Raw genomic sequence first — 19,653 nt, 5'->3', positions numbered from 1 at the left:
CTCCATGCCCGCGATTGGCCCTCACGGCAATCGCGGGTCCTTGCCTCAGTTATCGAGCGGGCCTACCAGCCACGAGGCCACCGTATTGGCTGCCGAGGCGGCATTGGACGGGTGGTACCAGCTGGCCTGCACGTCGCGGTAGAGCCGTTCGAACTCCGATCCCCGGAAATATCCGCCACCGCCCAGCAGCTGTCCGGCCACCTGGATGTTCTCCCGTGCAGTGTCCCCGGCCAGGGTGCGCAGCGTCACCAGCTTGGGGAACCACGCGCCCTGGTGATCCGCCTTGGCCTCCAGATCACCGGCCACCGAGCGTTGCAGGGCATCCAGGGCCAGCAGGCGCATCGCCGCTTCGGCCAAGAGCCCGCGGGCACGCACATCCTGCGCATACCGGGTCCCGTCCTGGTGCACCCGCTGGCCCAGGGCCTCCTGGGCCAGGGTCACCGCACGATCTGCGATGCCCACGTAGACGCTTGCGGTCAGGGTCAGGAAGGATGCGAAGATGCCGAAGACCAGCGGGTCCTGGTTTGGACCGGCCGGCAGCCGGCTATGCACCCATTCGCGCGGGGCCACCGCATTTTCCAGCTTCGTGGTGTGCGACTGGCTGGCCCGCATGCCCAGGGTGTTCCAGTCGTTCAGGGAATGCACGCCCTCGCCCCTGGCTACGAAGCCGTGAACCAGTTCCCCGGATTCCTCATCCTTGCCGAACACCCCCAATCGGGTGAACGCCGGTGCCAGCGAGGTGAAGATCTTCACGCCATTGAACTCCACCGAGCCATCGGCAGCGGTTCTCGCCCTGGTCTTCGAGTCGAAGAGCACTGCGTCGTTGCCGGGCTCCGAGATCCCGAACGCCATCACTTCGCCCTCGGCAATCCAATCGGCCACCATATCCAGGCGCCGGTCCCCGCGGGCCTGCAGCAAATACGCGACGCCTGCCCATACCTGGTGCATGTTGATCGCCAGGGCCGTGCCGGGTGCCGCGGTGGCCAGGCGGCGCTGGGCCAGGGCCAGGGTCTCGAAGTTCCACCCCAGTCCCCCGCGCTCTGCCGGCACCAGCGCCTTGAGGTAGCCCAGTTCCACCAGTTCGTTGAAGTCTTCGATGGCGAACGAGTTCGACTCGTCGTAGCCGGCGGCCCGGTCCCGGAAACGCTCAAGCAGCTCGTCGCTCAGTATGGATTCGATGGTCAAGGATTCTGCTCCTGGATTCTGTTGTGCTGGCTGGGCCAACGCTGGTTCTAGTATTCCTGCAAGAGGTTTTGCAGCACCCGCACGCCGAACTTGATGGAGTCCACCGGCACGCGTTCGTCGACGCCATGGAACATTCCGGTGAAATCCAGCTCGGCAGGAAGTTGCAGCGGCGCGAATCCGTAGCCGGTGATCCCCAGTTTGGCCAGCCATTTGTTATCGGTTCCGCCAGAGAGCATATAGGGCAGAACCACGGCATCCGGGTCTTCAGCCAGCAACGATGCGATCATTGAATCCACCAGCGCACCGGCGAAGGGCACCTCCAGGGATTCCTGCTCATGCACCATGGACAGCTCAACGTGTTCCCCGGCCAGTTCACGCAGGGTCTCCAAGGTAGCTTCGTGCTGCTCGGGCAGGGTGCGGCAGTCGATCAGCGCTGCGGCCTGCCCGGGAATGACGTTGTGCTTGTAGCCTGCTTCCAGGACAGAGGGATTCGCGGTGTTCTGCAAGGTAGCCCCGACGAAGCGCGAGACATTGCCCATGGCCGAGAGCAGCGGGGCGGGATCGGCTTCATCGAAGTCCAGTCCGGACAGCTCGGCCACCTGCTCAAGCAATGCGCGAGTGGTTTTGGTGTAGGACAGCGGCCATTGATGCTCACCGATGCGATGGACGGCTCCTGCCAGATGGGTGACCGCATTATCGGTGTTGAGCTGCGAGCCGTGGCCGGCCATGCCCTTGGATTCCAGCTTCAGCCAGGCGATGCCCTTTTCCGCAGTCTGCAGCATGTAGGCCCGGCGGCCGTTGATTTCGACCGAGAACCCGCCGACTTCGCTAATGGCCTCGGCCGCCCCGGCGAAGAGTTCGGGATGGTTCTGAACCATCCAGCCGGAACCATAGTCCCCGCCAGCTTCCTCATCGGCGAAGAAGGCGATGACCAGATCGCGCCGCGGGGTGATGTTCTCGCGTTGCAGATGGCGGATGGCGGCGATAATCATCGCGTCCATGTTCTTCATGTCCACCGCTCCGCGCCCCCAGATCATCCCATCGATGACCTGGGCCCCGAAAGGATCCACGCTCCAGTCTTCGGCGATAGCCGGCACGACATCCAGGTGGCCGTGCACGACCAGGGCCGGCAATGACCGATCGGCCCCCGGGATGCGGGTGACCACGTTGGCCCGCCCGGGAGCGGATTCATAGATCGTGGCATCCAGGCCGACGTCCTCGAGCAGCCCAGCGACATAGCGGGCGGCTTCAAGCTCCCCCGCGCCCTTGTTGCCTCCATAGTTCGTCGTGTCGATCTGAATCAGTTTCCTGCAGATCTCTACGGCTTCATTTTCCATGAGTGGAATGTCGCCAGCAATGGACATCGCCAATGATCCTCTCGTAGCAGTGCTTTGCAATACACACTAGTGGGCAAAGCCCCCACCGTCGTGTGCGCACGTGCGCAATTTCTAGCCGTGAAGTTCCTGGTAGGCCTTCCTCGCGCCCGGGTGCAGGGGCTGGCCTCCGGTGCTGACCAAGGTTTCGGGGGTCAAGAACTGGATGCCGGCACTGGATTCTGGCACCAGCTGATCAGCGTGGGCGACCAGGAGATTGACGACGGCTCCGGCCAGCTCCTCGGGCATGTCCGCGCGCGCCATCAAGAGGTTGCCAACCCCGATCGTCTCCACGGACTTGATTCCGCGGTAGGTTCCCTCCGGGATGACTACCCCGTCGTAGAGATCCGGGTACCGCTCGCGCAGCTGCGGCAGCACCGCCGAAACATCGAGCAGGCCCAAGTCCATGGTTGAAGCGAGCTGGCTCAGCGAAGCAACCGGCAGGCCGCCGAAAAGGAACAGCGCGTCAATGCTTCCCTTGCCCAGCGCCTCCAGCCCTGCCACGTACCCGTACTGCAGCTCCTTGGGCGCGATCCCGCGATTCTTCAGCTTCGCTGCCCGCAATATGCGCTGGCCGGTCACCCACGTACCTGACCCTGGCGCGCCGGTGCCGATGGTGCGTCCTGCCAGATCCTGCAGCGAGCTAATCCCGGCTGCTGTGCGGATGATGCAATGGAAATAGTTCTGGTAGACGCGGCCCAGGGCCAGCGGCTGCGCCTGTGGAGCGCTGTCCTTCCGGTACTGGTCCACCGTATCGGCCAGGGCAAGAGCCAGCCCGGCCTTGTTTTCTGCGAGCATCGCCAGATTCTGCGCGCTGGCCTGGGTATTGAGGGCTGTGGAATGCTCGGCGACGCCGTGGTCCATCAAGGCGTTGGAGAGCAAGGAGGCAAATTGGAAGTACATGCCCCCGTCTTCACCGGAGGCGATATCCAATCGATGCGCAGCGGGCAACGAGCTGCAGGAACTCAGTGCTGGCAGTCCGGCGGCGACTGGGGCTGCCAGGAGATATCGAAGCAAGTTCCGCCGCGACGGCATGGGCTCAGGATTCATCGGGCACCTCGGGCTTGCTGCCATGCAGGGGCAGGCTGATCGTTGCTTTGAGCCCTTCGCCCGGAGCCGATTCAAGGGTGAGCTCACCGGCATTCGCGCGCGCCAAGCGATCCACGATAGCCAGTCCCAAACCTGTTCCCGGACTGTGCCGTACACGTTCTGCACGCCAGAACCGCTCGCCTGCATTCGCGAGTTCAGCAGCGTTCATTCCGGCACCGTGATCCTGTATTTGGATGCTGGCAGTTCCCGGATCGAGCCGCAGGCCCAGGACGATCTTGCTGCCAGGAGCGTACTTGAACGCGTTTTCCAGTAGTTCCGCGAGCATCTGCTGCAAATCGAATCCGTTGCACCACACCATGGCGGTCGGCCCCGAGGTGGCACTGCCATCGAGCACCAGCTGGTTTCCCCGTTGCCGGGCAACCTCGGATTGGCGTTCGACTTCCTCGGCGAGCATTTGCCCGACGTCGACTTGTTGGCCGTGCACGGCTGTCTCGGGCAAGGACTCTCCCGCATTTTGCTCGGCTAGCCGATGCTCAGCGCTGGCCAAGCGCATGACGCCGTCCAGCAGGGTTTCCACCCGATGAAGTTCGTTTTCCACCGCATGCACTCCGGCGGGATCCGCTTGGTCGCCCATGCGCATCTTCAAAAGATCCACTCGCAACCGCAAGGCGGCAACGGGGTTCCGGAGCTGATGGGAAGTTTCAGCAATGAACTCCTGCTGCTGCTTCAGGCTCTCGGCCATAGTTCGGGCCATGCTGCCCAGCGACCGCGATAGCCGGCGCAGTTCCGGTGGGCCTTGCTCTTCGAGGAGAACCGGTGCCTGATGCCGCGCAATGTCATTGACGGCATCATTGAGCTGGTGCACCGGACGGAGCACCCAGAAGGTCAGGCGGTCGGCCAAGAGCAGGAGTCCAGCGCCAATGGACATGACAACAAGCCACAGCAGGCTGGACTTTTCCAGCACCTTGGCGCGTGCAGTTTCCAAGTTCACTTGCATCGTGACAGAGCCGAGCACTTGGGCGGAATTGCCGAACGGCTGCGAGAGCAAGGCGGTGGCATCCGAGAGAGGATCGATCGGCGGGATCTGGACCAGTCCCAGATTCAGCTCTGAATCGCGCACGGTGCCAGCGACCTCGGGATCCGCAGGATCGATACTGCCCGAGACCAGTTGCCGCTGGCCCAGATTGATCAGCAGCCCTTCGCCATAGAGGTCGCTATAGGTGTCCATCTCCAGCTGGAGCAGCGACATGTCATTTGCCAGATCAGCATGGGCGGCAAGCTGGACAAAGCGGTTCAATGCCGATAACCGGTTCAGCTGGACTTCAGCGGTGGCATCACGGCTGACGCTCTGCAACAGCATCGCGCTGACGATGGCGACGATTGCAAGCAGCAGCGTGCCCAGGATGCCCAGTACGCGCAGCCTCACGGGTTTGGCGTCTCTAGCCGGTAGCCGACTCCGCGGACGTTCACGATCATCCCGGGCGCAGCAAGCTTGGAGCGCAAACCGGTGAGGTGCACATCCAAAGAGCGCGACACCGCCACGAACGCGTCGCCCCACAAGCGGTCAAGAATCTGCTCCCGGGTAACCACCGCTCCGTCATGCTGGGCCAGCAATGCCAGCAGCTCGAATTCCTTGGCGGTCAGCTGGAGGTGCCGTCCATCCAGAATTGCTTCGTGCTTCCCGGTGTCCACACGCAGTCCGCCGGCGATGAGCACACCGCCGTTGTCATTGGATTGGACCTTGGCGCGGCGGGCCACCGCCTCGATGCGGGCCAGAAGAACCGCCAGCCCGATGGGCTTGACCAGGAAATCGTCGGCACCCTGGCGCAGTCCCCGGACAACGCTCCGCTCGTCATTGCGCGCCGAGAGGATGACCACGGGGACTTCACTGATTTGGCGCAGTTTGCGCAGGACTTCCAGTCCATCCATATCCGGCAGGCCCAGATCCAGCAGGATCATCTGTGCATTGTGGTGCTTCAAGAGCGCGTCAGCGCCGCGGCTGACATGCTCGGCCTGATGGCCTGCGGCACTCACGGCATCGATCAGGGCGCGGGCGACGGCGTGGTCGTCTTCGACGATCAACAGCTGCACGGCATCATCCTCGACGTTCAGATCCGGGCTCGGCGCCCATGGGTAACTGATCAATTCTAGCAATTCGGAACACGCGGTGTTCTCCACGTCACTGCATTCCTAAGAAAGTGTTAGTACTTGACTGAGAGTTTGCCAGTAAGAAAGATCACTACCAAGATTGAATACGATCTCACACCCCCGTGGTCCGCGTCACTGCCGATGCGACTCCGCGGCGGCATCGCACTGTGGCAGAAGGAAAATCGAATGAGCGAAAACACCCAGGCGCAACGCGCCGACCTAGACGGTGGCGGCCCGCCGCGCTGGAAAGTCATTGGCCCGGGACTGGTCGTTGCGGCGACCGGCGTTGGCGCAGCCGACATGGTTGCCACACTAGTAGCAGGCAGCCAGTACGGCTATGCGCTGCTCTGGGCAGTGATCGTCGGCGTGATCCTGAAGATTGTTCTGGTTGAAGGCGCCGGCCGCTACACCCTGGCAACTGGCAAAACCATTTTCGAGGGTTGGAAGACCCTGGGCAAGTGGACCACCTGGTACTTCGGTCCCTACATCATCATCTGGGGCTTCGTTTACGGCGCTACAGCGATGAGTTCCGCTGCATTGCCGCTGGCCGCCTTGATGCCGGCAGTGGATCTGAAGATCTGGGCAGTAATCATGGGCCTGCTGGGCTTCGTGATGGTCTGGTTCGGAAAGTACAGCTTCTTCGAGAAGATCACCGCTGTACTGGTGGGCATCATGTTCGTAACCGTGGTGGGCTTGGCTTTCATCGCTGTGCCAAATATTCCGGAAATGCTCAAGGGCCTGATCCCGATGATCCCGGAAGGCGGCGTGGTCTACACCCTGGCGTTGGCTGGCGGCGTCGGCGGTACCATCACCTTGGCCGCTTACGGCTACTGGCTGCGCGAGAAAGGCTGGTACACCCCTAAGTGGATGCGGGTCATGCGCATCGACAACTCCATGGCTTACGTCATGACCGGCATCTTCGTGCTGGCCATGCTGATCGTTGGCGCGGAAGTTGTTCGCGCCGCCGGCGTGAGCATCTCCGGAGGCGACAAGGGCCTGCTGGAACTGGGCGACGTGCTGAAAGCCGAATACGGCGATGTCGTAGGCAACGGCTTCCTCATTGGCTTCTGGGCCGCGTCCTTCTCGTCGATCATCGGCGTATGGAACGGCGTTTCCCTGATGTTCGCGGACTTCTGGGGCCATATGCGCAAGAAGCCGGCAAACCACCCGGATACCCTGACCGGCGGCAAGTACTTCAAGTTCTATGTCCTGTGGCTGACCTTCCCGCCAATGGTGCTGTTCCTGCTGGACAAGCCAATTGCCCTGATCCTGGCCTACGGCGTCCTCGGCGCGCTGTTCATGCCATTCCTGGCAGTCACCCTCCTGGGCCTGCTCAACGGCAAGCGCATCCCCAAGGCATGGGCCAACCGCTGGCATACCAACACCGCACTGGCGATTACCGCTGCGCTGTTCATCGTCTTGGGCGTACAGCAGCTGTACAAGTCACTGGCACCGCTCTGGAGCTGATGGCCTTTCGCTAGGCAAAAGCCATGGTGGCATGCAATGAATTGCATGCCACCATGGCTTTCGCGTTTAGGCTGGAGGCTATGAGCATCAAGCGGATCGGAATCCTTGGAGCGGGACGAGCCGGCACAGCCCTCGCCCGCGCAGCAGCATCGGCCAGAATCGACGTACGCATCGCAGGTTCCAGGCCTCCACGGATGATGAAGTACCACCTGGCGCAGTACGCATCGCATGCCACCGCCGTACTGGCCGAAGACATTGCCGAGGATGTCGATTTGGTGGTGCTCATGGTGCCGCAAGAGGAACTCGACGACATTGATGTCCCATCCCTGGCTGGCATCTTGCTGGTGGATGCGACCAATCGCTGGGAAGACGAGCCGCTGCCCGACTGGCTGGAAACATCGCTTGAGGCCGGCTTGTCCAGCTCCGAAGGCATTGCAACCCATTTCAAGAGCTCTCGCGTCGTCAAAGCGCTCAATCACATCAGCCACTGGGACATGGACGCGGATCGGGCAACCAAGCAATCCGCGCAACGCGCCCTGGGCGTCGCCTCGGATAACAAGCAGGATGCCCAGACGGTTTCAGAACTTACCCTCGCCCTGGGTTTCTCTCCGGTCCTCCTGCCCAACTTGGCCGCGGGCCGAGGCTTGGAACCTGATGGCGCGATCTTCAACGAAGTACTCGATGCGGCAACGCTGTCCGCCAGGCTCGGCCCACCTTCGCAGTAGAACCGCTAAGCCCGCGTTTCACTAGGCAGATCGCATCATATTCCTGTGACGCTCGACACTGATTTCCTGAATTTTTACCTTAAACCTCTAATCAATCCCGGTTTTCCCGCGGAATTCCGGGGTTTTCACTCTCCAGTTGCGGAGAGTTTCCCGATTGGAAATCCCCTGCTGGGGGTGGTAAAGTTTTACTTCGTTGCCAGCGATAACAACGCGAACAACAGACAACCTGCGCGGGTGGCGGAATAGGTAGACGCGCTAGCTTGAGGTGCTAGTCCTCGCAAGAGGGTAGGGGTTCAAGTCCCCTTTCGCGCACAGGGTAACCCCCGATTGACCACGGCCAATCGGGGGTTTTTACTACCCCTGTTGACAGCAACCGCCATTCCGTTGACAAGCGTTGACACCACGACGGCCTCACCAGCCCGGATCACGACTCTGCATTCACCACGCAGGGATAACTAGATAAGGAAACTCCCATGGCCTCCATCCGCCTACTCAAGCGCGCCGACGGCACCATCGCCCACAAAATCATCTGGCGCGACGCGCAAACCAAAAAACAAAGCAGCTTCACCACGGATTCCGAAGACGAAGCAGAACTGATCAAACGGCTGCTCAACGCCAACGGCCAGTCGTTCAAGCTCGCAAATCAAGCCGTCCTCGAATCTCAATCCCAATCCCCCACCGTCAATACGGTCGTCGAGGGATACCTGGGCGACCTCACCGGCATCGAATCAGCCACCAAACGCGACTACGAACGCATGTGGAAAAACCATATCCACAACTCAATTGGCACTAAGAAGATTGAGTTCGTCGACAAGGCCGCGGTGATCAAGTGGTTCGAAGCTCTCAACCGCTCCCCCAAAACCAAGAAGAACGTTCACGCAGTACTATCCAGCGCATTCAAATGGGCCATCGAGGAAGGCCACATGAAAGAGAACCCCGCTGTTGGAGTATCCTCACCGCGAGGAAGCATGCGTCCACGTGAAGCAGTATTTCTCAGCCGTGAAGAAGTCGACCAGATCATCATCCAAATCGGCGAGTACGGTCCGTTCGTCGAACTTCTCGCCGGCGCCGGGCTACGGTACAACGAAGCGACCGCCCTTCGCCGTCGCGATTTCATCCAAGCAGACGCTGATCACTTAGCTATCAGCGTCACCCGTGCCTGGAAGGATACGGCCCACGGCTTCCAGATCGGATCCCCCAAAACTCGCAGTTCCCAACGCCAGGTAACACTGAGCACCACACTCAGCGCAAAAATCAAACCACTGCTGCGATCCCTGAAATATGAGGAACTAGTATTCACCAAGCCTAACGGTGAGTACCTTCGCCCGGGTTACTTCTACACGTACCACTGGGAACCTGCACTAACTCACCTGCTCGATACTGGCGCGATCTTCGCACGCCCACGGATCCACGACCTGCGCCACACGCACGCGTCCTGGCTCATCGATGCCGGCGTACCGCTTCCTGTCATCCAGAAACGTCTCGGGCACTCATCCATAGCAACAACGGTCGACGTATACGGGCACCTGGCGACCGATGCCGACCAGCGCGCAGCAGATGCCCTGTAACCCATGGGCGAAACGTCCGACCCTGAACGTAGACTGGACGAAATCCTTGCATCCATTTATCCAAAATCACTCGAACAATATGGGGGTCCACATGGCAAGCCCACTAGTCGCAAAAATCAGCGAACCTTTCGAAACGCCCATCGGGCCAGGCGACGACGTATCGCACGGCAAAACGACTAAAACCATTTGTCGCGTAACTGTGGTGCGCGGAGAAGAACAATTCAAATCATTCACATGCGACCCAACTGACGCGGCAATCGCACAGGCCTTTCGAGAGAACGGCTACGCCACAGTAGGCCCGCGCGTTGGAAATCAGCAACGCGTCCGGGTGCCTGGCCAAAAAGCAGTCGCTTTCGTAGCATTCGGTTGCATCGCGCTCTTCATACTTCTGCTCGGCGGATGTATGGCCATCATGAACTAACAAGCGACAAAACGCCCCCAGCCTAATCGGCTCGGGGCGTTTTGTTATGCGTCGCGGTCGACGCGGATGCTGAGTTTCACCGCACCGTCGGGGATTAGGTTGGTGGCTTCGTCGCGGGCCGCGTAGTAGTCGGGCCCTTGGACGGAGACTACCCCCGTGGCGCTGTCTTGCTCGTAGGTGATGGTCACTTCCATAAGGCGAATTCTAGTCGCGCGCTGTGCGTGGCCGGTAATCGATCGTTTGGTCTTGGTCTTCGTGCCAGTCGTGGTCGTCTTCGGTGGTGATCCAGGTGGAGTCTTCATGGCGGATTCGGTGGCACGATTCGGCGGGTACCCAGAGTGTTGTTGTGGCTCCGTTGTCTACCCGGCCGAGCTGATTGGTGATCCGGGCGATCATGACTTGGTTACCTCGCCATGCTTCAGCGCGAGCGTGGAACGTTTCGCTGGCAAGGGTGACTTCCACATATGGGTAACGGTTGGTCCTGTACCTGTACAGTCCCGGCGCGTGAGGGTCTTCATAGTAGTCCACCAGAAGATTGTCTCTTAAAACTGGCCAGCCCCACCGAGGTGCATTTCGGCAGGGCTGGTTGCGAGTTTTGCGCTGGGCCATGGATCCCCATCCATCACCCCAATGACCTTCGTTTCCCCAAAAAACTTAAGTCCAGCGTGAAACCTAAGCACATCCTAGAGCGTTAGCTACGTTTGTGTATAGGCCTTGCGGGCGTTAGCCGTGAATTCGGTTCATTTATCCGAGCAGTATTAAGTCCCTGAAAATGGTTGTGTTTTGGTTAGTGGTGCGGATAGAGTCTCCACTGGTAAGGTTTCTACCTTCTAACGACTAGTCAGGCGATAATCCCATTTCCCCCAAGAATGGAATTACGTTAGTCGAACCCGTCAGCATCCCCAAGCGCTGGCGGGTTGCCTTTTTAATCCAGAAGTGCCCCACCCTCAAATGCGAGTGGGGCGCTTCCCCTGATTTGGCGTCAGCCCGGCGGGATGCCTACTCGGCCGAGCGCCGGCCAGAATCCTCGCCCGGATCCTGCTCGGTCACGACGTGATAAACACCGGCCTTGGACACATTCAGATCAGACGTGTTGCCTGCGGAGTACGAGTCCGGAGACTTCGCCCAGCCAAGCAGCCAACCAATCTTCGGGCTGACGTACGTCTCGAAGAGACGCACGGCCACATAATAAGCCGTGGTCAGCAAGAGGGTCATCACTGTAGTGAGCAGGCCCTCGACGTCCGGATCCAGCGGAAGATTAGCGCTGGCGAACCAGCCCAGCACCGCACCGACGATGATCGGGACTACAGTACGGACGATCGATGCCCAGAGGGCTAGGAGAGCTTCCGACATGGTTACCAGGCTCCTGCTTTCTTGAGGTTGCTAATGAGGTTCTTCTCGGTCCAGCGGTTGCGCTTGAGCACGTCCGCTTTGAGCCGGTTGGTGGCCTTGCCAATCCAGCCGTCCACCTTGACATCGGTGATGCCGGCAGAGTGCCTCATGCTGTTCAGAGCACGCTGCAGGCGCTTGTTGTAGTCGTAGACGTCCTGGGTGAGCGGGCCCCAGTAGCCGTCCTCCACAAGCCCGTGGTGCTTCTGGAATGCGCGGACGCCCGCTTCCTGCTTCGGCCCGTCAACGCCGTCCGGGTATCCCACATCCAGGCCCATCGCGGTGAGCGCGCGCTGGATCGCCTCGTTGTCCGCTTTCGAGTTGCCGCCCTTGGCAGGCTTTGGCTTCGGCTTGGGAGTGGATGCAACGGGGGTTACCGAGCCGCTGGTAAGCGGCTTGGTCTTACCCACGATGACACCCTTGCCCTTGAGCCATCCCTCCGGGTCGAAGTAGTTGCCGTACCCGGTGCCGTTCTCGCGGACACCGAAGTGCAGGTGCACACCAGTCACGTTGCCGGAATCGCCAGTGCGCGCGATCAGCTGACCAGCCTTGACCCGCTGGCCTTCCTTCACATAGATCTTCGACAGGTGCCCGTAGTTGGTGCGGATCCGGTCGGCGCCGTTCTTGTCCTTGAGGATGCCGTGGTCCAGGACGATGATCAGCCCGGAATGCCCAGCAAGGACTGCGCCGCGACCTGGGCCGCCCGTCTCTTCGACGACACCGTCAGCGACGGCGTACACTTCGGTCTTGTCGCCTACGTTCGGGCCTGCCCAGTCGGCGCCCATGTGCTGCCGTCCGCGGCCTATGCCGTCGAATCCGTCAGTTCGGTAAACGCCCACCGGCAGGGGGCTAGAAAACTTGGTCACGGTACTCTTCTCCTTCTTCTTCGCTGTTGGCTTGCTGCTTGGCTCGGTGAGGTCGAGGAATTCTTCCCACCGACCTGCGAGACGCATCTCGGACGGGCAGTTCTTACCGGTCCATTCGAAGTGCTGCTTCACGTCCGAGCGTGAGAGTTTGTGCTTGATCCGCCAGTTACGGACAACACCGGCAGCGCGCCGGAAGGCAGCGTCATAGTCGCCGCCCTCGTTCACGCAGATCTCAACGGCCAATGAGGACTCGTTGGCTTCGCGGGTTCCGCCGTGCCAGCACTGCGCGGTGTCCGGGTATGAGCGGATCGCCTCGGTGTCATCAACTTGGACGTGCCAGGACGCTTGCCGTGCACCACCGTTGGTCTGCAGGTTGGCATGGGCTTCAGCGTCCGCGCCCGGATCCGTATTGGCTGTTTCGTGGACGGTCACGCTTAAGCACGAGTTGATGCCGTCGTAGATCCTGTCGGCATGTTCGACCCATTGGGTTTTCAAAACGGAAGCACCCTCCTTCGTGGTTGGATTCCACTAGGAGGGTGCGCCATATCGGGGTTAGTTTGTGGGAAGGGTCAGCTGTGCGTGACGCCCAAGGTGTCTTGTTCGCCCCATCGCTTGGCCTTAGCTTCAAGTTCGCTCCAGATGCTGCCGGCGGCCGCTTCCCATTGGTCCCATGTAGCAACGAGCTCAACGATCTCGATGACGTGCCCGGCGGGAATCACTCGGGTTCGCCTGATGTTCGCTGCCAACGCGGAGAAGTCATTGTTGGGGACCTCGGTGAAGTTCACTCGGATGAGGATGGTATGTGGTCTGGCGGGGTGCGGGCTGACGAGCACGGTTTTGTCGCCTGAGAGCCAGGGGCGCACGATTCCGGCAATGGCTTTGCGAGACCCGAGTCCGGCAAGACCATTCGCCTGGGTATTTTTGATGAGTTCACGCAGGTCGGCTGGCGGCAGGATTCGGTACACGTTTCGATTGATGCCGGCCATTTGCGCTAGCCATGGCAGGGAATCGTCTGGGCAGGTCTCGGGGTTCGTGTAATGCCCGTCCCAGAGGTCGTCGGAGAGTTGTCGGTACTGGCCGCCGATCTGCCCGATGCCGTCCATGAACCTCAGGAGTGGGTGGTAGGTGTCTGGTACGAGAGTTCCGTTGAGTTCTTCGTACTCGACTCGACGGGTGGAAATATTGATCGCCTTGATGATGGGTTTGGAATTCCCTAGTAGAGCCGCTGTTCCCGGGAGCACAGTGAAAGATCCGGTGTTGGGTGGGTAGAACCAGCCTTCGAGGAGGACTGGGCCGGTGACGTTCTCAATAGTGTCAGGGCCGTTGAGTTCCAGGTCGCCCGTGTATCCGGTTTCGCTCCTGCCATTGGCAAGTATGGCAATTCCACCTCCGGGGATTTCTCCCGGTTCAGCCCAGATCTGGTAGTACACTTTGATGCCCGGTGCACTGCGGAACTCTTGACTTTTGAATGTTGCTGATGGTGCTTCAATGTAAGTTGTCCATCCACCTGTTTCCGTGATATCGAACGGTCGCTTGTTGAGCCCGTCCCAAACCTTCAGTGGTGGGTTTTTCTGGGCGGCATCCAGGTTTTGGTAAGCCTGCGGAAGAGTTTCAAACCAATCGATGGTCCACGAGTGAATGCTATCTGGGTAGCTCATTGAAAGTTCACCGTCACAGTTCCAAGTCGCGGAAGGGGCGCATCGCCGGGCAAGTTGATAGTCGGGTTGGTGGAGACGACCGCCCTCACCGCTGGGAATTCGTAGAGTTTGCCGATGATCGCGTTGGCATCCACGGTGGGCGACCAGTCCCACGTCGTTGGATTCAGCCAATCTGCAAGGCCCGCCTGTATTTCAGCGGTCGCTGCGGACGCAAGAGACCCTGGCGCCCGCCGGACCGTGCACGTAATGTTCACCGTGGTGATCGTTGGAGGGATCACGTGGATGCTCAGCGACGCCAGCGCCTGAGCCTCAAGATCCTCCCGGATGGATTCCATCACCTCCGCGGACAACGGATCACCAAGATCGCCCACCACAGCTACCGTGACGTGCCCCGCAACTGGCGACTTCGGTGAGCCGGCCGGGTCGAACAAATCCAAGGTGATTGCTCGCTCCACACGCGGATCGGACAGGACCGAGTCCGTAAAGTTGTCCGGAATGACGAGTGTCGAATTCAGGCGCGACAAGACAGCTGCAGCACGGGCCTGGAAGTCCTCGTCCTCTTCCTCGCCTTCGCCACCACTAGTGGCCATCGAGACGGTCACTTCATCAACGAACGCAAGCGGGTCAACCACTTCCAACACGGCGCCTTCGGGAATGCCGTTGCTTTCAATTCCGGACTCTTCAGCTTCGATCCTCGCAGTACCGAACAAGGATTCCTGGGTGACGATCTCCACCTGTTCGATGGTGAGGAAATCCACGGTCTCGTCCGTGTCCTCCAACGTGTACCGGAGGCGCGTACCTGCGGGAATGGAGTGCAACGGTGCCGACGAGGATACTTGGAACCGCGCCTGCCCTTCGGCCAAGTAACCGTTGTGCCTGGTGACACCGTATAGGCCCATGAGCTGTTCAACGATTTGCGACGGCAGGACCTGCAACGCGAGCGCTTCCACCCCCAAGATCAGGGCCAACGATTCGAGCAGGACGAGCTCGGTGTTCGATTCGCGAGGCTGCCACTCCGGCAAAGCGACCTGCGCGTGAGCAACAGCCGTGTTCACCAGGTCCTGCTCTCCCCCGTATTCGAGCAGAGAAAGGTTCTCAAGTTCGGGGATGCTCGTATCTTCAGGGAATTCAATGCTCATTACTCGTCGTCCTCTTCCTCTTCCAGCGGGTCAGTGTCTGGTTCTTCGCGTTCCCATTCGACTTGGACTGCCGCGCGCCCGCCAGGTTCCGGCAGCACGGTCGTATCGGTAATCATGATGTCTTCGAACCCGTAGGAAGTCAGTGCTGATTGAATGTCCGCGTCGATTGCCACGTCTCCTATCGCCAAGCCAACAGGGTCGGTGACACCAAATCCGGGCGAAAGGGGCCGTTCGCCAATATCAGTCAGGACTATGGCGGCTATTGCATCGTTGATTTCCTGGTCAGAACCGTACGGGGCGGTGGCAATCTGCCCTGATGGCGTGAGGCGGAACGGGAATCGGATTGTTCCAGACATAGGGGTCCCTTATTCGATGTTGATATTTGGCCGGGCAGGTGGATGATCCGACTTTCGGTAGTGCTCCCACCGGTGTGTCAGGTCATCCCATGCGGCAGCGAAAACGCTGATCGCGTTCCGTAAACGTTCGATCGTCTTGTTTTGCTCACGTATGTGGTTTTCCAGCCCATCGACACGGCCTGAAAGTTTCTGGCGTTCTCCGCGCTCTGTGGTGAGCTCCTTCGCGAGCCCCTCGCTGTGCTCCTTCGCGGATTTCGCGATAGCTAACGCCATCTGTACTGACGTGTCAGCCGCCGCAATGTCCGCGTCACGCTTTTTGATGGGCGCCTCTCGGCTGAACTGCCGGTATCCCCAGAAGCCGCCACCCGTGAGCAATGTCAGTACCCCCAGGATGATTGCTACGATCGACGTTTCACTCATGGGCGTGAGACTCAACTTCCTTCAAAGTGCGGCGCACTCCACGTTCGATCATGATGATCGACACCGCCCGCAATACGGACCCCACGCCGAGTGCAAGAGGTATCCCCCAGGAGAACATGCTCCCCGGGTAATGCCAGGACACGGACAAGGCGAAGGTCACGAAACCGCCTGCGGCAAGCCACCAGCCGAACTGTTCGAGCGCCCATCCTGTTGATACGTTGTCCCCGCTCCAATTCAATCCGACGAGGGCGAGCAACCCGCCAGTGCCGAGGAAACCGGACACTAGCACGATGATGGGGCCGGGCATCTTGTCCATGCTCTTTGAGGGGGTGAAGTCCGGCAGGAATAAGGACAAAATGACGATCAGCCCGAAGATCACCGCGACGACCGCGACCGTAGTGTCCAGCGGGTGCACGAGCAGCCGGTCCCACCATCGGGGCGGGTTCCGGACTGGATGATAGACGTGGTTAGGCATGACGCACCTTTCTTATCCGGCGCTCAACCAAGATTCGTTTCATGCTTGGAGCACCGCCTGCCAGTGGAAGCCGACAGGAGCTGTTCCGATTCCGGAGACCCACAGCGTGGCGCCAGTTGAGGAAATGTTGCTGACGCCTACTGCGGAGAACTGGCCCGGGTTTGAGATAAGCAGCTGAGCGACGACTGTGGGTGCTGCAGCAAATAGACCTGTCGGGAAGGTGATGTTCACGCTGGCGCGGTGCGTGTAGGGGCCCTGGTTCCCGGTTGCAGCCAACGCTGGGAAGGTGCCCGACCCCGCACTGATGGAACGTACATCCATTTTGTCCAGCTTGTTTTTGTCGGTAATCGACATGGCGCCCTTCGCTGACGATGACGCGTCAGGCAGGCGAGCCGAGCTAAAAACGCCGCTGGTGGTCTGTGTCGCCGAGTGGGTATGCGATGCCGGGGCTCGTCCGCTGATCTGGGCGTCCAGGTAGTCTTTGCGTACCACAGCGTTGATGTCGGCCTGTTGTGGTGCGGTGAGCAGAATACTGTGGAATTGGATACCACCGTACTCATTGCGCCGGCACAACGAGTTATTTGATGGCAGCGCCGTCGCATTATTGAACAGGGTCTTGTCCTCAGGAGAGAACAGGCCAGGCTCGCTAGTGGTCGCAACGTTCGTGCGGGACTCATTCCAGGCCGACCAAGCGCCGTCGGTACCCGTGTTTTCGTAGTAGGCCCGCCAGAAGTGACGTGTACCGAGCCCGTAGGTTGTGTAGTACTGCCATACCATCAGTCCGTTAGTTGCCGCCACTACTCTGAGCCGTCCAGCAAGCGGCAGCGGATAGTTGGCGCCCGACGCCGCGTTAGCGTTCTGAGTCTGCAAGTAATCTTCGGTGGTTCGCAGGTTGTCGAGGTTGACTGCCCCACCAAGGGATATTGGTTGCTTGACCGCGAGCGGCGCTACAAGGCCATCGACGTACGTCTTGTGGGCAGGATGAGAGCCGGCAGTCGGTGTGCGCACCGAGAAATCACCGTTGGCGTTTGCTCGCAGAAGCGTATTAGGGCCAGCAACGGATGACGCTGCGTCCAACTTCGCCTTGTCATCGGAGGACATGGCGCCAGGCGCCGTACTCGTTGCCAGTGGGAGGGCATGGACGTGGTCCCCGCGCGCGGCTCGATCGGAAACACCCTCCGACGACGTTCCGCCGATCATCACGCCGCTGGTTACGATGCCGCCCAGATTAGCGATGCCGACCCACTCGGTGCCAAGGTTCACGCTGAGCCGCTTCGTGGATTCTTCAACCCAGAACCGTAGTCCAAACGACGGTGCAGGGCGCGACGATAGTGGCCCGATGCCGAGGCCAGGGATCATGTTGATCTGGTCAACCATGAGGTTATGGCCGACACGCCCCGGGATAGGGTCCGTACCGGCCGTGTACTTTTTCAACCCGTGGGGCGAAGTCTGTTCAACAGCCATGCGCCTAGGGTGCAGGAAACCGGCGGCCGCGTGTGGGAGGAGTTAGACGGGTGTCCCTCTGGGTGTCATCCCGGTGACGATTAGTTCACCTTTGCGATCCCAAGCTGGCAGTCCGGCCATGGTGCTTGACGAATAGCTTATGAGCCGACTCGAGCGGTTCACGTAGCAGTAAGCTGCACCGACTGGCATGTAGATGGGCAACGGTAGGTTTTGAGGTGGCAGCAATGCTAGCGGGATGTTGGCCAAGAATTGGTTGCTCGTTGCGTCGTCTCCGACTAGTCGCATGGACCAGAACAATAGGTTTGGCAACGCTGAGACTCCGCATGTTTGCGATCCTGCTGAACGCCACCCGTTGACCAGGTACTCGCGCAGGTCGAACCAAGGGTTATTGTCCGGGTACGCCGTGTTCAAAAGTGCTAGCTCGGTCATGGTGCCCTCATTTCTTCATTGGCATTCGGACGATCGCCGAGATTTCACCGGGGAATGGGCCGCCGCCTAGCCCGCTAACGGAAAGCCCGCCAGCGTTATTGAACGCCAGCCATACTGATCCCCCGGTTTCGCTGTAGTACCCCTGGAAGCGCACGACATACGGTGGGAGAATCGGGATGCCTTCGGCGATATAGAAGCCGTTTGCATTGTCTCCGCGGACTCTGAGCATCAGGTCAAGTGCGTTGCCGTCCGGGCGTATGGCGAACGTATGCACACCGGCTGAAGTCCAACCATTGACCAGGAATTGCCGAACATCAAAGAACGGCAGAGAGTCCGGGAACGGCTGCGAAACGGGTGGCAGATCGAGGCTCATGTTGGTTTCCTCACCCATTCGACTTTGCCAATGATCCAATCGCCCGCAACAAGCTTTCGAGGTGAAGCGGAATCGACGGCGAGCGAACCTGAAGGCCCGATCACAGCGAACACTGGTTCGCCGGATAGCGCGCATAGGCCGCGCTCAGCGCTGGCCGGGGCATCTTCCGGGGCGATTGTTCCGGTCGGCAAGAGTAGCGTCGAGGATGCGGGAGAAACCGCGTCAGCCGCGAAATGCAGCGTCGCCTTGTTCGCTTCCACGTAAAGGAATGTACGAACGCCTGGGCCACGCGCTGCAATGCCTGAAACGTACTTATCGGCCAGCGGATCGAGGCGTGCTTTATCGGGGTATCGAACTAAGTTCATGACAGCCTCCGTAGGTACGTCGATTCAACTACGTAGTTGCTGAGCGTGCCATCCGTCAGCGTTGCATAATCTCCGGTGATCGAGAATATTTGCGTGCGTCCGTCCGTCCGCATCCAGAACGCAATATCGCCAGGAGCGGCACCATACGCACCGAATACACGGTCGCCGGCAGGGATAATCTCGTCCGGTAATTCGCTCGTGATGAACCGATCAGTTCCGCGCCGGCTGCGGAGATAGATGCTGATTTCGTTCCCGTCGATCTTCGCCATGAACGGGAAGTTCACCGGGTCGGCGGCCCACCCATTGAGCACGAGACTCGATAGGTCATACCAAGGGTTCTGCTCTGGGTAGGGCATTGGCATTTTTGGGAAGTCATAGATGCTGCTCATGCTGCCCTCCGAACGTAGGTTGCTTGGCAGACGATGTTCTTATTCGTTCCGTCCGCAATGCCGTTGCCCCACGCGGGAAGGTGGAGCGTTCCATCTGAGTGGAGTTCTAGGACTACTGCGCCAAGATCTTTTTGGAATGCTGGGAGCGTCCAGTAGCGCACCGCTGAGCCGCCAACTTCGGGTAACAGCGCGGTGGGCAGCGGCGAGGTGATTTGCCGTGCCGTTCCACCGCGAGTGTGCAGCTGTATCGTAACTTCGTTGGCCGTGACCTTGGCCAGGAAATTGAACGACGAATTAGCGCCGAGCATGTACCAGTTATTGATTGCATACTCGTGCAGATCCAGCCATGGCTCACGGTCCGGATATGGCTGAGGGATGGTTGCAAGGCTCATT

The 19,653-nt window shown here is 59.9% G+C and carries 22 protein-coding genes and 1 tRNA gene; 5 read left to right on the top strand and 18 right to left on the bottom strand.

Features of this window, described 5'->3' with window-relative positions; genetic code table 11:
• Positions 1-45: 45 nt before the first annotated feature.
• From ACNPN0_RS13620 to ACNPN0_RS13600, 5 genes are all read right to left on the bottom strand, one after another.
• A complete protein-coding gene (locus ACNPN0_RS13620) occupies positions 46-1,185 on the bottom strand; it encodes an acyl-CoA dehydrogenase family protein (protein ID WP_434690432.1) in 1,140 nt (379 codons plus the stop codon).
• A 47-nt stretch (positions 1,186-1,232) separates the two neighbouring features.
• Positions 1,233-2,549 carry a M20/M25/M40 family metallo-hydrolase gene (locus tag ACNPN0_RS13615; RefSeq protein WP_448938708.1) on the bottom strand — a complete coding sequence of 439 codons (1,317 nt, stop codon included), beginning with the start codon at positions 2,547-2,549 and terminating at the stop codon, positions 1,233-1,235.
• 84 nt (positions 2,550-2,633) lie between these two features.
• The gene (locus ACNPN0_RS13610; protein WP_448938707.1) at positions 2,634-3,593 is read right to left on the bottom strand and encodes a TAXI family TRAP transporter solute-binding subunit; all 960 of its coding nucleotides are present in this window, start codon (positions 3,591-3,593) and stop codon (positions 2,634-2,636) included.
• 4 nt (positions 3,594-3,597) lie between these two features.
• Complete coding sequence (locus ACNPN0_RS13605) at positions 3,598-5,034, bottom strand: ATP-binding protein (RefSeq protein WP_434690427.1); 1,437 nt, start codon at positions 5,032-5,034, stop codon at positions 3,598-3,600.
• Positions 5,031-5,699, bottom strand: a complete 669-nt coding sequence (locus ACNPN0_RS13600) for a response regulator (protein WP_434691314.1) — start codon at positions 5,697-5,699, stop codon at positions 5,031-5,033. Before ACNPN0_RS13600 ends, ACNPN0_RS13605 begins: the two co-directional genes overlap by 4 nt.
• 243 nt (positions 5,700-5,942) lie before the next feature.
• On the opposite strand from ACNPN0_RS13600, the gene ACNPN0_RS13595 reads away from it, so the two are divergent.
• From ACNPN0_RS13595 to ACNPN0_RS13575, 5 genes are all read left to right on the top strand, one after another.
• Complete coding sequence (locus ACNPN0_RS13595) at positions 5,943-7,223, top strand: Nramp family divalent metal transporter (RefSeq protein WP_434690425.1); 1,281 nt, start codon at positions 5,943-5,945, stop codon at positions 7,221-7,223.
• Between the two features lie 80 nt (positions 7,224-7,303).
• Positions 7,304-7,948: an NAD(P)-binding domain-containing protein gene (locus ACNPN0_RS13590; protein ID WP_434690423.1), complete on the top strand. Its 645-nt coding sequence runs from the start codon at positions 7,304-7,306 to the stop codon at positions 7,946-7,948.
• Positions 7,949-7,993: 45 nt separating this feature from the next.
• A complete protein-coding gene (locus tag ACNPN0_RS13585; protein WP_434690422.1) occupies positions 7,994-8,194 on the top strand; it encodes a hypothetical protein in 201 nt (66 codons plus the stop codon).
• Positions 8,177-8,260: transfer RNA gene (locus ACNPN0_RS13580), tRNA-Leu, on the top strand. Before ACNPN0_RS13585 ends, ACNPN0_RS13580 begins: the two co-directional genes overlap by 18 nt.
• Before the next feature lie 161 nt (positions 8,261-8,421).
• Positions 8,422-9,516 (top strand): tyrosine-type recombinase/integrase, encoded by a 1,095-nt coding sequence (locus ACNPN0_RS13575; protein WP_448938706.1) that lies wholly within the window; start codon positions 8,422-8,424, stop codon positions 9,514-9,516.
• 465 nt (positions 9,517-9,981) lie between these two features.
• On the opposite strand, the gene ACNPN0_RS13570 is transcribed toward ACNPN0_RS13575, so the two are convergent.
• The 13 genes from ACNPN0_RS13570 to ACNPN0_RS13510 all read right to left on the bottom strand — a co-directional run bounded on the left by ACNPN0_RS13570 (position 9,982) and on the right by ACNPN0_RS13510 (position 19,652).
• Positions 9,982-10,239 carry a hypothetical protein gene (locus ACNPN0_RS13570; protein WP_448938705.1) on the bottom strand — a complete coding sequence of 86 codons (258 nt, stop codon included), beginning with the start codon at positions 10,237-10,239 and terminating at the stop codon, positions 9,982-9,984.
• A gap of 697 nt (positions 10,240-10,936) precedes the next feature.
• Positions 10,937-11,290 carry a hypothetical protein gene (locus tag ACNPN0_RS13565; protein WP_448938704.1) on the bottom strand — a complete coding sequence of 118 codons (354 nt, stop codon included), beginning with the start codon at positions 11,288-11,290 and terminating at the stop codon, positions 10,937-10,939.
• A gap of 2 nt (positions 11,291-11,292) precedes the next feature.
• Entirely contained in the window at positions 11,293-12,687 is a 1,395-nt protein-coding gene (locus ACNPN0_RS13560) for a peptidoglycan DD-metalloendopeptidase family protein (protein WP_448938703.1), read from the bottom strand.
• A gap of 74 nt (positions 12,688-12,761) precedes the next feature.
• Entirely contained in the window at positions 12,762-13,850 is a 1,089-nt protein-coding gene (locus ACNPN0_RS13555; RefSeq protein WP_448938702.1) for a hypothetical protein, read from the bottom strand.
• Positions 13,847-14,989, bottom strand: coding sequence for a baseplate J/gp47 family protein (locus ACNPN0_RS13550; protein WP_448938701.1), 1,143 nt, complete (start codon positions 14,987-14,989; stop codon positions 13,847-13,849). Before ACNPN0_RS13550 ends, ACNPN0_RS13555 begins: the two co-directional genes overlap by 4 nt.
• Positions 14,989-15,345: a hypothetical protein gene (locus ACNPN0_RS13545; RefSeq protein WP_448938700.1), complete on the bottom strand. Its 357-nt coding sequence runs from the start codon at positions 15,343-15,345 to the stop codon at positions 14,989-14,991. Before ACNPN0_RS13545 ends, ACNPN0_RS13550 begins: the two co-directional genes overlap by 1 nt.
• Before the next feature lie 9 nt (positions 15,346-15,354).
• A complete protein-coding gene (locus tag ACNPN0_RS13540) occupies positions 15,355-15,765 on the bottom strand; it encodes a hypothetical protein (RefSeq protein WP_448938699.1) in 411 nt (136 codons plus the stop codon).
• Positions 15,758-16,240 (bottom strand): hypothetical protein, encoded by a 483-nt coding sequence (locus ACNPN0_RS13535; RefSeq protein ID WP_448938698.1) that lies wholly within the window; start codon positions 16,238-16,240, stop codon positions 15,758-15,760. Before ACNPN0_RS13535 ends, ACNPN0_RS13540 begins: the two co-directional genes overlap by 8 nt.
• 39 nt (positions 16,241-16,279) lie before the next feature.
• Positions 16,280-17,704 carry a pyocin knob domain-containing protein gene (locus tag ACNPN0_RS13530; RefSeq protein WP_448938697.1) on the bottom strand — a complete coding sequence of 475 codons (1,425 nt, stop codon included), beginning with the start codon at positions 17,702-17,704 and terminating at the stop codon, positions 16,280-16,282.
• Between the two features lie 436 nt (positions 17,705-18,140).
• A complete protein-coding gene (locus ACNPN0_RS13525; RefSeq protein WP_448938696.1) occupies positions 18,141-18,506 on the bottom strand; it encodes a hypothetical protein in 366 nt (121 codons plus the stop codon).
• The gene (locus ACNPN0_RS13520) at positions 18,503-18,871 is read right to left on the bottom strand and encodes a hypothetical protein (RefSeq protein WP_448938695.1); all 369 of its coding nucleotides are present in this window, start codon (positions 18,869-18,871) and stop codon (positions 18,503-18,505) included. The genes ACNPN0_RS13525 and ACNPN0_RS13520 overlap by 4 nt, the downstream gene beginning before the upstream one ends.
• Positions 18,868-19,260: a hypothetical protein gene (locus tag ACNPN0_RS13515; protein WP_448938694.1), complete on the bottom strand. Its 393-nt coding sequence runs from the start codon at positions 19,258-19,260 to the stop codon at positions 18,868-18,870. Before ACNPN0_RS13515 ends, ACNPN0_RS13520 begins: the two co-directional genes overlap by 4 nt.
• Positions 19,257-19,652, bottom strand: coding sequence for a hypothetical protein (locus ACNPN0_RS13510; protein ID WP_448938693.1), 396 nt, complete (start codon positions 19,650-19,652; stop codon positions 19,257-19,259). The genes ACNPN0_RS13515 and ACNPN0_RS13510 overlap by 4 nt, the downstream gene beginning before the upstream one ends.
• Position 19,653 lies beyond the last annotated feature (1 nt).

This window comes from Glutamicibacter sp. AGC84 (assembly GCF_053543575.1).
This window is presented reverse-complemented; position numbering and strand designations above follow the sequence as displayed.